Genomic DNA, 13,435 nt, shown 5'->3' with positions numbered 1-13,435 from the left:
TCCTCTCGTTGGCTTGGAAACTATATTAATCAACGAGAGAGACTCACGGCAGAGTGGATTTAGGCAGAAAAATGGTAGATATCGAACCTTAGATGATTCGTGTCGACCCATTCACTATTCAGAAAGGGATGGCTTTGAATACTTCTTTTGAAACTCACTAGGGGTCATTTGAGTATGATTTTTAAAGTACTTTACGAAGTTACTCGCATCTTCAAACCCAAAATCAGACGCCATTTTTTGAGACGTAATATTGGTCACCACCAGCTGACGCTTCATCTCTAAAATGGTAAAAGAATCGATGATTTGCTTGGCAGTTAACCCCGTTGCGACTTTACACACTTGGTTCAACGTCTTGTAGGTGGTGTTAATTTGATTGGCGTACCAGTTTGCATCACGCACGCGCAGGTAGTTGTTTTGAAGAAGCTCAAAATAGCGGGCAAACTTAATGTTTTGCTGCAAGCTCAGGGCGTCTTGCTTCACTTCTGGTCGCAGGCGATGAAGGATCAGGGCTAGTGCTGAGAACAGGTACATCACAATCAAGGGATCGGATTCTGACTGTTTCAGTTCCGTCATAATTTGCTGTAACAGGCTCTGCGTTCGATCTTGATGGGATACGTCTAGTGACAACAGTGCAGAATGTGTCTTGTTCAAATGAGTAGGCGTGTAGTTCGGCAACTTCATGTTAGCGTGAACGCTGTCTAAGAACGCTTGAGTCAACAAAACCGCTGTGCCTTGTGGCTTATTACTAAAATCAAAGGCGTGCACCTGCTCTCTTTGAATGAACAACACGCTCCCTTGGCTAAAAGGGTAGTCCTCAAAGTCGACCATGTGCGTGCCAGAGCCTTGCTCGATAAACAAAATCAGGAAGAAACTGACACGATGGGGCAGTTGAGGATCGTGGTTAATATTGCTTTCTGAATAGAGCCGAGACAAGGGCACCAACTCCAGCTCAGCCTGCGCCGTTTTTTCATGGTTAAAGCCAATATTCGGGATTACTTGAGGCACGACCACCTTCCTATTCATTTACTCAACTGCTCTTAGCAAGAGTAATGTATCCCTGTGGGAACTGAAATGCTCCGAGCCTAGAAGTATGACTTAGCCAGCGTCACCAACAAGGTAAACATGCTCAATACACTCAACTTGCCAGACGCAACAAAGGTCGAAAGGTCAAAGCATTGGGGTATAGTCAAAAAAATAGAGCCACCGAAGTGACTCTATTATTTTTAGCTAATGTTCGTTGCTAATTCACATCTGTTTTACAATGTAAATTAGTCTAGCTCAACTAGGTTCTTCTTAAATTCAGCGTGTTGCTTCTTAACTTCGTCTTCTGGTTCGCCAGTAATTAGGCTCACAATAACGATAGAAAGAGTCGATAGGATGATTCCCGGTACGATTTCGTAAACATCGAACCAACCGCCCGTGAACTGTTTCCAAAGAACAATCGTAACACCACCAACCACGATACCCGCTAGAGCGCCGTTACGGTTCATACGAGACCAGTACAGGCTCAACACGATAGCTGGACCAAACGCAGCACCAAAACCCGCCCATGCGTAAGATACAAGGCCAAGAACTGAACTGTCCGGCGTCATCGCTAGCACAAGAGCAATCAGAGAAATTAGGATAACCGCGAAACGGCCAACACGAACAATCTCTTCTGACGTTGCGTCTTTCTTCAGAATTTGCTTGTACAAGTCTTCTGCCATTGCAGATGAAGAAACAAGAAGCTGTGAATCAGCAGTACTCATGATTGCCGCTAGAATTGCAGCAAGTAGGATACCGGCGATGACTGGGTGGAACATTGCGTTAACAAGAAGCATGAAGATCTTCTCGCCATCGTCTAGTTTAGGTGCGCCAGAGTTAGTCACGTAGATTAGACCAACAAGACCGACTAGCATTGCACCAACCATAGACAATGCAGTCCAGATAACCGCAATGCGGCGTGCTGTCACAAGATCTTTGTTTGAACGAGTTGCTTTAAAACGAGCCAAGATGTGTGGTTGACCGAAGTAACCCAAGCCCCATGCCGCTAGCGAGATGATCGCAATAGCAGACAGTGGCTCACCTTTCGCATCATTCCATAGCGTTAGAAGCTCTGGGTTGATGTTGTGCAGGTCGCTAGATAGCTGACCAAGGCCACCGTTCATTGCCGCGATTGGTACAATCAATAGCGCAGCAGACATTAGCAGGCCTTGAACTAAGTCAGTCCAAGATACCGCTAGGAAGCCACCAAACAGGGTGTACGAAACCACACATACCGTGCCGATGATTACCGCTGTTGTGTAATCTAAGCCGAATACCGTTTCAAACAATTTACCACCTGCTACCAAGCCTGAACTTGTGTAGAAAAGGAAGAATAAAAGGATAAAGAAAGCAGAAATTGTTTGGATCAGCTTAGAATTATCGTTGAAGCGACGAGATAGGAACTCAGGCAGCGTCAGTGATTCAGTCGTAATGCTGTAAGTACGTAGACGTTTTGCACTGATTAACCAGTTTGCCCAAGTACCAACAAGTAGGCCACCAGCAAGCCAAAATGCTTCAAAGCCAGCAGCGTAAGCGTAACCAGGCAGGCCAAGTAGCAACCAACCACTCATGTCTGATGCACCAGCAGAAAGTGCAGCAGGCCATGGGCCTAACGAACGACCACCTAGGAAGTAGTCAGTTGAGTTAGATGTACGTTTGTAAGCAATAACACCGATCGCTAGCATCATAATTAGATACGCAATGAACGTCGTCGTTATTGCAAAACTGTTTTCTATCATTTGATAGTCCTCATTTTGTAGAAAGCCTTCCATGCCTAATTCAATGCAAGGTACTTACCGTAAAGGCAAGCAAGTGCATTGAGTTAGGTATTGAGGCTCCAAAGCACTCAGGGAGAAAACCAAAAATGGGAAAACCCAACAATGGAGAAAACCAAAAGTCTTTAGAGCCAATTTTACTGAAGGTTAGTGAGCTTCACTTCCAAGTTCGAGCAAGGTCGCGTTACCGCCCACGGCTGTTATATTTATAGTTCGCGTACGCTCGGTAATGAAGCGCAGCGATAGGTGTGGATCATTGGCAACATTCATTGCGGTCAGATCCGTTTCAGCCACTAAACCGACGATTGCACCGTCACGCTTAGCAAGCTGTAAATTGATAGCTTGTGCCGTTTGTGAATTACCTACGTAACCCGCGCTTCGTACATCGCAAGACAGCAGCTGTTGAGCAGCGTCGTACGAGGCAACCTGCACCAAGTTGGTTGGTAGATTCGCTTGTTTCGCGGCATCTGCAATTAAGGTATTGAACTGCACGTCATCACTGCACAATTGAACGCTGTTACCTGCTAATAGTGCTGCAGTAATCATCGCTGTTGCAGTTTGCAGTGCGGGCACTTTCTCTTCGCAATCATCAACAATCACCAAAGCCACACCGCGGCCTGCGGCATACAACTCATTGGTTTCGCCCGTAGGACCTGCCATTAGGTGATGTTCAGAAAGCAGCGCAGATGCTTGCTCTAGATGATAAGTTGCCACTGCAGCCAAAGGCACAGATTGACTTTCGATCTCTGATTTCAGCGCAAGTACCTGAGCACTCTTGTAATCAAAGTCGGTAAGATTCCATTGTTCCCACGCTAACAAAGCATCAGAAAAACCTGTCACTTGATGAACCATGATACTGCTCCTTATGCCTTGTCTTGTGATTGAGAGAAATGAACATCTGTAAAACGGTATAGATAGTGAGGACCACCCGCTTTAGGGCCAGTACCTGACAAACCTTGACCGCCGAATGGTTGAACCCCAACAACGGCACCCACTTGGTCACGGTTGATGTAGCAGTTACCCACGCGCACGTGTTTTTCGATCCAACGGTAAGTTGTCTCGTTACGGCTGTGAATACCCATGGTCAAGCCAAAACCGGTTTGGTTAATTTGGTCTACCACTTGCGCTAACTCACTCGCCTTGAAGCGAACGATGTGCAGCACAGGGCCAAACTGTTCTTCTTTCAAGCAGCTGATGTCATCAATTTCAAAAGCACTTGGTGGAACAAAATCACCATGTTCACAATCAGCACCTAAAGAAAGTTGAGCCACCTTCTTCTGGGTATTGGTCATATTTTCTAAGTGCGCCAGCAACTTCTGTTTCGCATTTTGGTCGATAACAGGGCCAACATCCGTTTTATGAAGATGCGGGATACCTACACTCAGTTCGTCCATTGCACCGTGAATCAATCCAACCACGCGGTCTGCGATGTCTTCCTGAATGTAAAGCACACGCAATGCAGAACAACGCTGGCCTGCTGAAGCAAATGCCGAACGAATCACATCACGAACCACCTGTTCAGGCAGTGCGGTACTGTCGACGATCATCGCGTTCTGGCCGCCAGTTTCTGCGATAAATGGAACAGGCTTAGCGTTACGGCTTGCCAGTGACACGTTGATACGTTGTGCTGTCGGTGTTGAACCCGTAAAGGCAACGCCAGCAATCGCATCATGGCTAGTAAGCGCACTGCCGATTTCAGCACCGCGACCTGGTAGTAGCTGAATCGTGCCAGCAGGGAAACCCGCTTCATTCATCAGTTCAACCGCGCGAGCAGCAATCAAGCTTGTTTGCTCGGCAGGCTTAGCCACAACCGTGTTACCCGCAACTAGTGCCGCAGTAATTTGGCCAAGGAAGATAGCTAGAGGGAAGTTCCAAGGGCTGATACAAACGAACACACCACGACCTTGTCGCGAAGCGATTCGTGTTTGGCCATCAAAACCTTTTAGTTCGAAACCTTGTAGGTTGTCAGCTTGTTTTGCGTAGTAACGACAGAAGTCGACCGCTTCACGCACTTCATCAACGCTATCGTGAATTGTTTTACCTGCTTCTTGGTGACAAATCGCTACCAATTCAGCTAGGTTGTCTTCCATCAGATCAGCCAGTTTATCAAGTGCCGCCGATTTGGTTTCAACCGAAGTTGCGTTCCAATCAGCGAATGCCGCGTCTGCGCCAGTGATCGCTGCGGAAACATGATCAAGGTTAGCGAAAGCCACCTGACCCACATTGATACGACGATCGTAAGGTGCCGTTACTTGCTCAACGTTCTGATCAGCCTTGATCATGCTTTCGGCAAGAGATTCACCGTTGATCACAGGACCAGCAGTCCATTGATTATTAAGGAACGCTTTTACTTGCTCTTCAAACTGATGCGCTTCACTTTCGATATCGATGTTCACACCGTAAGAGTTTTTACGCTCTGGGAATACCGCCGGTGGCAATGGAATCTTAGTGTTATGCAATGTATCGAACGCAAGAAGCATATCGACAGGATGTTGAGTCAGCTCTGCTACAGGGCAACGCGCATCAACTAGACGGTGTACAAACGAGCTGTTTGCTCCGTTTTCTAGCAAGCGACGTACTAGGTATGGCAGTAGATCTTTGTGGCTGCCAACAGGTGCGTAGATACGTACCGACTGTTGGTAAGCTTCCATCGCATGGTTATAAAGAGAATCACCCATGCCGTGTAAGCGTTGAAATTCAAAATCTTTATGTTCAGTCATCACTGCGATTGCAGAAACCGTATGAGCATTGTGGCTCGCAAACTGCGGGAAGATATTGCCACGAACACTTGGGCTCAGTAGGTAACGTGCACATGCAAGGTAAGCTACATCTGTCGCTTCTTTGCGTGTGTAAACTGGGTAATCAGTAAAGCCAGCTTGCTGTGACCATTTGATTTCGCTGTCCCAGTACGCGCCTTTCACTAAGCGAAGCGGGATTAAATCACCCTGCTCTTTCGCCAAGCGGTTTAGCCATACTAGAACCGGTAGTGCGCGCTTTGAGTAAGCTTGAATAACCAGACCAAATTTACCCCAACCTTTCACAAGATCGGTACGGTACAGTTTTTCGAATAATTTTAGAGAAAGCTCTAGGCGATCCGCTTCTTCCGCATCAATCGTAATCGCAACGTCTAGCTCTACTGCGCGGCGCAATAGCTGCTCTAACGTGTCGCAAAGTTCCGTCAATACGCGATCTTCATTCGCCACTTCATAACGTGGGTGAAGCGCGGAAAGCTTAATAGAAACAGACGGTGCTGGACTTAATTTTGAAGATACGTATGTATCTCGACCCACGGCTTCAATCGCCATTAGGTAATCTTTGAAGTATTTGTTTGCGTCTGCCGTGGTCAGTGCCGCTTCACCTAACATGTCGTATGAGTAGGTAAAACCTTTGTCACGCATAGACTTACCGTTCTTTTGCGCTTCAGCAATGCTGCGGCCAAGAACGAATTGGTGACCCATTACCTTCATCGCTTGGTGCATCGCTTTACGAATCACCGGCTCAGAAAGCTTGTTGACTAAACGGTTAACCGCTTGGCCAGCGCTCTGTTCATTTGATGAAAGTCCAACAACCTTGCCTGTTAACATTAGGCCCCAAGTCGATGCGTTAACAAATACTGAATCAGAGTTCTTTAAGTGAGATTTCCAATCCGCAACGCTGAGTTTGTCGCGAATCAGCGCATCAGCCGTTGCTGAATCAGGAATACGCATCAAGGCTTCCGCCAGACACATCAGCAAGATGCCCTCTTGAGTATCTAAACTGTATTCAAGCAACAGCGCATCGATCATCTGAATTGAAGTTTTATCCGCACGGATAGCTTCGATCAATGATGTCGTTTTGTCTGTGATTTGCTGCTTTTCAGACTCAGAAGGGGTAGCTAGTGGCAGAAGTTGCTCTAGCCATTGGGTTTCATCCACCATATATAATGGTGAGATAAGCGTCCAAAGATCAGCAAGCGACTGCTCGTTGAATTCTGGCTTTAACACATCAGTAGCTGTAAACATGCGTTTTCCTTAATCTCACACCCGAAAAGAGTTCGGGATCTCTACAATGGCTGCAGTGTATTTAGAGTATATAAGGATTACTTGTCAAAAACTCCGAGTTTTTTGCTAAAAACTCGCTTTATTAACAAAACAAACACAAGGTCACATATGAAACTTTAATATAATATGCCGTTTTGTTTTTTTATTTAACAGAAATTTGCTTTTTGTATTGAGATGGTGACATGCCTTGAAGGCGAGAAAAGGTGTGAGTAAAGGAGGATTGACCGGAGAAACCAGCAAGTTCTGCAACCTGTCCAAGGCTAAGATTACCTTGTTCAATAAGGCGTCGAGAGCGGTCGATACGCTTTCCTAAAACATATTGGTGAGGGGTAATGCCCATTTGATCTTTGAATAGCATGTGGAATTGGCTTTCGCCCAAGAACACACTGCCTGCAAGCTGCGCGACTGAGATCTTATTAGCCAAGTGTTGTTCGATGTAGCGATCCAACGACTCAAGATCGAAACGCGAATCTTTAATCGAGGTTTCAAATGCCGAGATGTGTCTTTGCATCAACGCAATCACCGTGTCATTACAAGCTCGACTCAACAACAGATCATCAGGACTGGCCTGCATCTCTTGCACCAACATATGGATAAGCTTTTGAATTTGCGCATCTAATTGGAAGTAGACGTTCGATGATTCTAACTGGTTAATCTTCTCTAGCATCAGAGGGTCATCATCGGTTGGCATAGGCATGTTAAGTACGAGAATATCCGACTGACCAACCACTCCACCGAAAGCATGATCAGAGCGAGCCGTGACTACACAGCCTTGCCCTGGACCGACAAGATTACCTTTACCGCTCACTTCAAATTCCGCCTGACCTTTTAAACCAATGACTACCTGCGAATAATGGTGATCGTGACAATCCATATGCGAAGGCAAAGTAATGATCTCCGCAGGGCGAGGGCCAGTAAGGCTTAGCGGGGACAAGTCAAAGTTCGGAAAGGGTAACGGTTTAGGCATAACATCAAAATACTCAGGTCGACATAGTAAGAATAATACTCTGAAATCTGCATAAGATGAATTTGTAAATGATCATGAGAGTCATTTCCTCGCTTTAAGCAAAAGATCATTATCGAGACCGTCTTGATCATGCCTCCGGAAAGATGATCAAGAGTGCACAAACTACGGGCATTGTAAAACCAATCGTTCCGGTGAGTTTAGGGGCTTACAGCACTCATACAAGCAAGCACACCAGCACGAAAAACCATGTCATCAATATATGCTTCAGCGCCCCAGCATAATGAATAAATTTTCTTATATAGCTCAAATAATTGGCGATAAACCTGCAAAAAGTGTATCCGAAGTACCGAAACTTGGCTTTTGAGTAGATTGGATAGCAATAAAACGGTATAAAGACGGGTACTGTGTTAATTGCTAATAACTAGTGACTCACAACTAGGAAGTAGACACTTTATTAACGAGCCAATTTTCAATCTACAAGTTGCAGGGACCTATGACTAACTTTCGAATTTCAGCGCTTTTACTCGCGCTATCCCCACTTTGGGTATCTGCATCGGTATCCGCTGAAGAACTGAATCAAGTCGATCCCGTTTCAGCTATCGATGCAAAGCTAACAGAGAAAAACTCAGATATTGAGCGTATTTCAGCAACCAAAGTATCGGCGACTGAAAACCTAAAACAACTTCAAAATAAGAACAGCAAGTTGTTACGCGAAGGTGAAGAACTTAAGGCAAAACGTAACAGAGCCAAGTCTGTACTCGACAAACAGTACAGTCGCTTGCTTGAAGATCCAGAAACGGATTTGGTCTCTTTCCAGAAAAGTTACCAAGACGCTTGGGCTGCGGTTAAAGAGAATCAATCGTCTCAGCTAGATAACGAACAAGCGATGAACGAGAGCGAAATTCACCTTTCTCAAATCAAACAAAAGCAAGCTCGCCTGAATAATGAGCTGGCAAACTTGAGAGAGTCGAAAGTTGAAGCTCGCGTTAAACGTATTGCATCAGAACTTCGCGAAAGTACCGTTCTTGAAACCAGCTACACCACCACATGTTCATCAACGATGACATTGGGTGAATGTACTGCTCAAGGTAAACACCTGACCAATCAAAAAGCGGTGAAAACGTTCAAGAGCCAATTACTTGAGCAGCTCACGGAAAGTTCATTAGCAAAACAGAACTTGCAAGGTGTTCAACTGAATATCCATGTTCAAGACAGCCAAGCGATCAAGAGTGGCTTTTCTGGTAACAACTCTTACTTCATGCAGATGCAGGCTCAGCTTCAAGCAAAACCTGAAGCGGTTGCAGCATGTAACTTATTGAACGTTTCAACGCGCTACTGTTTAACGGGCAGTGACGCAGCAGTCGTTAAGAAGAGTGACAAACAATGGGCTAACGTGACGGTACGTTCTGATCAGTACAATGACTCAGTGACCATCAACGGCATTAAATATGGCAGCACCCCTCTTGAGGTTGCGCTACCAAGTGGTCGTCACCAAGTAACCATTTCAAAACAAGGTTACGAGTCTTACAACCGCACAGTGACCATCAACGGTAGCGACACTATTTGGGTTAAGCTTCTTCCTAGCAAGGAAAGCTAAGTCCAGTATGAATAGCTCAGCGCTCTAATTAAGATAGCCGTGCCTATTTCACAAAGCTGAATGAATACTCGCCATTTTGTTGGTAGTTATAAACTGTATGAACGTTATAGACAGTATGATCGTTATAAACTGTACGGTCGTTATAACCTTGTTTGATCGTTATAAACAGTAGCTGCAGACGAAATGGCGTTTTCGTTTAGAATATTCGATTAACCTAAATTACGATTGAAGTAGCCCATCATGCGCCAAGGTCTTCCTACTCTACTATTTGCTCTTGCTCCCTGCCTAATGACTCCTGCTGTTTTCGCTGAGGCGACACCACCAGCGATCGCATCTTCTGTCAGCGACATTGAAAGCTCACTTTTCGAAAAGCATGCCGAGTTAACGGCAGTTGAGAAGAAACTAGCTGACAAACAAAATGAAGTCGACAATCAAGCGCAGCAAACGGCACGTCTAGCCAAGTTATCGTCTCAAGCAGAGCTAACACTCGCAAAGGCGAAAGCCAGCCTAGAGCAAGATTACACGCGCATGATTGATGAGCCCGATTTCGATATCTCGCCGGCTCAAAACCGCTTCCAAGGCGCTTGGAAAACAGTTAAAGAAGGCAAGCTTGCGATTTCAGATTCAGAGCAGAAGCAGCAAGGCTTAGTGATGGAACTTGAGGCTATTCAAGCAGAGAAAGCGGCAGCAGAAGCTTCAATCGCTAATCTGAACCAAAATAAGCTAAGAGCAAGAGCTGAGCGACTCAGAAACGAGATCACTCAGACGGAAGAGCAAACAGTTAGCTTTACGAACCGTTGCAGCAGCGATATGACACTGGCGCAATGTTCAGACCAAACGATGACCTTGGCACTTCAAAAAGCGGTAAAACAATTCCAGCACAGCCTGGTGGACAACGCGACCGAATCGAAAACAGTGAAAGAGCACCTTGCGTCTGCTTCATTGAATATTCACGTTCTGCAACACAAAGTGAAATCCTCGGGCTTCTCTGAAGATAACCGTTACCGAGCGGTGATTGCGGCGAACCTAGAAACTCGTCCAGATAAGAACACACCTTGTCGTCTGCTTGGTATTCAGTCATCAAACTGTTTCACTCAAAGCGAGCAACAAGCCAACGACCAGCAAAAAGAAGTCGCTTGGGTTAACTTGGTGGTTCGTTCAAATCAATACAACGACAAGGTTTCTATCAACGGCGTGAACTATGGCAGCACACCCGTTGAAGTGATGTTACCAACAGGCCAGCACATGGTCACGATTGAGAAAGAGGGTTACCTTTCTTTCCACCAAGAGCTGAAGATAGCCCGCGATCACAACCTACGAGCCGTATTACAGGCCAAGCAGAACTCATTGAATGTCGGTACCAAGTTTGCAGACCCGATGGGAAACAACATTCAGAGCCCTGAAATGATTGTTGTCGGCTCAGGTCGCTACCTACTCGGTGAAAACAACGCACAACAAGTGACGATCAAACAGCCGTTTGCATTAGCCGCAACACCTACCCGCGTTCAAGACTTTAGAACATTTGTTGACAGCACTGGCTACCAAACAGACGCAGAGCTAATGAACACCTGCGATACGTTCGTCAATGCAGAGATCACAACCATTTCGGACAATGACTGGCAAAGCCCTGGCTTTAAACAAGCAGATAACTCACCCGTTGTATGTGTCAGCCAAAATGATGCAAAAGCGTATACTCGTTGGTTATCTCAAAACACCGGTTTCACTTACCGTTTACCTACACCACAAGAGTGGGAAGCTGCAGCAAGAGCAGGTCAAGACACCAACTTCTGGTGGGGTAACGAGTTCCGCTCAGGTAAGGCCAACACTGGCTGGGCTGGTACGCCTTGGTCAAACGTTAGCACATCTCCAGTTAAATCATTCCTGCCAACACCAACAGGCTTCTACGACATGGTGGGTAACGTATGGGAATGGACAACCATTCAGAAAGGTTTAGCGAAAGGTGGCGCGTGGAGCTTCTCTCCAGAAGAGGCAAAAGTGTTTAACGAACTGTACGTACCGCCTTCAACGGCAGCGAACTATCTAGGATTCCGAGTAGTACGAGAGCTGTAGGCTTTCAATCACTGACTCAGCATCTCAAATATTTACTCTAAGTTCTCAATTATCACATTGAGCAGCATTTATAGGGGAATTCCCCCCTTATGCATAAGCATTCCTAGGAGTAGATTCGTCGATAGAGTAGTAAGTCACTCTGGGTATCAAATTGATGCCTCAGTTTAATTTACCTGACCCTCGTAAATTAAGCTGAAAATCTTCTACATGTCGACAAGGCATATCTTGTCTTTAGCCAGCCCCTCTTCAGGCTGGCTTTTTTTTGCCTGTTTATCACCCCTTTTGCCCATCTATTCCCCGTGATTGAAGCAGTTAGTCAACAATCCGTTTAACTGTCATTCACCCCCCTATTTTTCGAGCAGAGTACAAACTCTAATTGCCATTGCAGCGCTATAAGAAACTGATATTATTGCTATACCTCTGCTTACGAGATAAAACCTTGCCAGATCCATTCAACTCCATACATCGTTCTTTATTTGAACAACTTCCAGGTTGCTGGGGCTGCAAAGATACTGATTCGGTCTTCGTGTACGCAAACCTTGCCTACAACAAACTGATTGGCTTAAAACTCGATGAGACTTGTACTGGTTTGACCGACTTCGACATGCCCAGTCAAACCATTGAGTGCGCGCAAGATTTCAGGGCTCAAGACAAACATGTGATGGACACACGCAGCACCCTTAAAATCCTCGATATTCACCCCTATCCAGACGGACGCTGGCACGCCCATATCTTTACCAAAACCCCTTGGCTTGATGATAACGACAATGTCCAAGGCACTATCTTCTATGGGCAAGAGCTCACTGATACTGCGATCTTAGAAGTCGGCCACTGGGTTTGTCAGGCAACAGGAGCGAAAGGTAATCAAGCATCACTTGCGGGATCAGAGCCGCGCGTGTCTAAGCTGCAAAAGCGGCTGACTTCGCGAGAATCAGAGGTGTTGTTCTTACTGCTTTTCGGCAAGAAGCCTCAATACATTGCGTCTACGTTAGACATTTCAATCAAAACGGTCGAAGGTCATGTCGCGAGATTGAAACAGAAGTTCGATGCGCGCAGCAAAAGCCAATTAATTGAGTATGCACTGGACTCGGGCTTAGGCTCCGTGATCCCAGAAACCCTGCTCAATAAACAGATCTCCGTTGTGCTGCACAGTGATAAATGAGTTGAATGACCAACTCGTCGATGAATCTGGGAATGTACAGATAAAAAAATACCGCTGCTTGATGTTTCTAATCACCAAGTCAGCGGTATTTTTGTATGTTCTATTCGGTGTAGACCACTTAAGATCCATAAGCCTAAGGCGCTAGGCGGTCAATATCCCAGCTATTGTCTTGGCGTGAGAACAAGAAACGGTCATGCAAGCGGTGTTCACCCCCCTGCCAAAACTCAATACTATCCACGCGAACTCGGAAGCCACCCCAGAAAGAAGGCACCGGAATCTCTCCTTTAGCAAACTTCTGTTTAAGCTCTAGATACTTACCTTCTAAAATGCCACGAGCTGAGATACGGCTACTCTGCTTACTTGCAATCGCGGCCAATTGGCTCTCTTTTGGACGTGACGAGAAGTACTTCATGTTTTCCATTGCTGTCAGCTTTTCAGCGGTGCCAGTAATGTGAACTTGTCGCTCAAGTGGATGCCAAGGGAAGTGCAAACTGATTTTGCTGTTGTGCTCAAGTTGGTGCGCTTTACGGCTTCCTAAGTTGGTGTAAAAAACGAAACCGTCTTTATCAACATTCTTTAGCAAAACAATTCGTTGGAATGGCTGACCATTTTCATCAACCGTGGCAACTGTCATGGCAGTAGGGTCAGTCATCTTAGCTTCGATGGCTTGCTCTAACCATAGATTGAATTGCTCAATAGGGTCTGCGGCTAAGTCTTTACGTCTCAGTCCACCCTTAGCATATTCACGACGAATATCTGTCAGTTCCATTTCGTTGCTCCTTTCAATTTTTTGTGATTTTG

At 45.8% G+C, this 13,435-nt stretch carries 9 protein-coding genes; 3 read left to right on the top strand and 6 right to left on the bottom strand.

Annotated features, from left to right (window positions below; all coding sequences use genetic code 11):
• Positions 1-114: 114 nt before the first annotated feature.
• The 5 genes from DUN60_RS16920 to DUN60_RS16900 form a co-directional block, all read right to left on the bottom strand.
• Positions 115-1,005 (bottom strand): helix-turn-helix domain-containing protein, encoded by an 891-nt coding sequence (locus DUN60_RS16920; protein ID WP_114634447.1) that lies wholly within the window; start codon positions 1,003-1,005, stop codon positions 115-117.
• 263 nt (positions 1,006-1,268) lie between these two features.
• A complete protein-coding gene (putP, locus tag DUN60_RS16915; protein WP_029203037.1) occupies positions 1,269-2,759 on the bottom strand; it encodes a sodium/proline symporter PutP in 1,491 nt (496 codons plus the stop codon).
• Between the two features lie 186 nt (positions 2,760-2,945).
• Positions 2,946-3,650: a 1-pyrroline-5-carboxylate dehydrogenase gene (locus tag DUN60_RS16910; RefSeq protein ID WP_017091972.1), complete on the bottom strand. Its 705-nt coding sequence runs from the start codon at positions 3,648-3,650 to the stop codon at positions 2,946-2,948.
• Between the two features lie 11 nt (positions 3,651-3,661).
• Positions 3,662-6,799: a bifunctional proline dehydrogenase/L-glutamate gamma-semialdehyde dehydrogenase PutA gene (gene putA, locus DUN60_RS16905; RefSeq protein WP_114634446.1), complete on the bottom strand. Its 3,138-nt coding sequence runs from the start codon at positions 6,797-6,799 to the stop codon at positions 3,662-3,664.
• 181 nt (positions 6,800-6,980) lie between these two features.
• Positions 6,981-7,805, bottom strand: a complete 825-nt coding sequence (locus DUN60_RS16900; RefSeq protein WP_017075637.1) for an AraC family transcriptional regulator — start codon at positions 7,803-7,805, stop codon at positions 6,981-6,983.
• A 493-nt stretch (positions 7,806-8,298) separates the two neighbouring features.
• Between DUN60_RS16900 and DUN60_RS16895 the strand changes: the two genes are divergently transcribed.
• From DUN60_RS16895 to DUN60_RS16885, 3 genes are all read left to right on the top strand, one after another.
• Positions 8,299-9,402 (top strand): PEGA domain-containing protein, encoded by a 1,104-nt coding sequence (locus DUN60_RS16895; RefSeq protein ID WP_114634445.1) that lies wholly within the window; start codon positions 8,299-8,301, stop codon positions 9,400-9,402.
• A 240-nt stretch (positions 9,403-9,642) separates the two neighbouring features.
• The gene (locus tag DUN60_RS16890; protein ID WP_114634444.1) at positions 9,643-11,472 is read left to right on the top strand and encodes a formylglycine-generating enzyme family protein; all 1,830 of its coding nucleotides are present in this window, start codon (positions 9,643-9,645) and stop codon (positions 11,470-11,472) included.
• A gap of 376 nt (positions 11,473-11,848) precedes the next feature.
• Positions 11,849-12,634: a helix-turn-helix transcriptional regulator gene (locus DUN60_RS16885; protein WP_114634443.1), complete on the top strand. Its 786-nt coding sequence runs from the start codon at positions 11,849-11,851 to the stop codon at positions 12,632-12,634.
• Positions 12,635-12,767: 133 nt separating this feature from the next.
• Here DUN60_RS16885 and pdxH read toward each other — a convergent pair whose 3' ends face one another.
• Positions 12,768-13,403 (bottom strand): pyridoxamine 5'-phosphate oxidase, encoded by a 636-nt coding sequence (gene pdxH, locus DUN60_RS16880; RefSeq protein WP_004732548.1) that lies wholly within the window; start codon positions 13,401-13,403, stop codon positions 12,768-12,770.
• Between the last annotated feature and the right edge of the window lie 32 nt (positions 13,404-13,435).

It is taken from the genome of Vibrio splendidus, from assembly GCF_003345295.1.
Lineage (GTDB): Bacteria > Pseudomonadota > Gammaproteobacteria > Enterobacterales > Vibrionaceae > Vibrio > Vibrio splendidus_K.
The sequence above is the reverse complement of the archived record's forward strand: the minus strand, read 5'-3'. Positions and strand labels throughout refer to the sequence as shown.

Bases quoted from the DNA above. Each gene is read 5' to 3' on its own strand.
- DUN60_RS16910 (WP_017091972.1), bottom strand. From the start codon at position 3,650: ATGGTTCATCAAGTGACAGGTTTTTCTGATGCTTTGTTAGCGTGGGAA.
- putA (WP_114634446.1), bottom strand. From the start codon at position 6,799: ATGTTTACAGCTACTGATGTGTTAAAGCCAGAATTCAACGAGCAGTCG.
- DUN60_RS16900 (WP_017075637.1), bottom strand. From the start codon at position 7,805: ATGCCTAAACCGTTACCCTTTCCGAACTTTGACTTGTCCCCGCTAAGC.
- DUN60_RS16895 (WP_114634445.1), top strand. From the start codon at position 8,299: ATGACTAACTTTCGAATTTCAGCGCTTTTACTCGCGCTATCCCCACTT.
- DUN60_RS16890 (WP_114634444.1), top strand. From the start codon at position 9,643: ATGCGCCAAGGTCTTCCTACTCTACTATTTGCTCTTGCTCCCTGCCTA.
- pdxH (WP_004732548.1), bottom strand. From the start codon at position 13,403: ATGGAACTGACAGATATTCGTCGTGAATATGCTAAGGGTGGACTGAGA.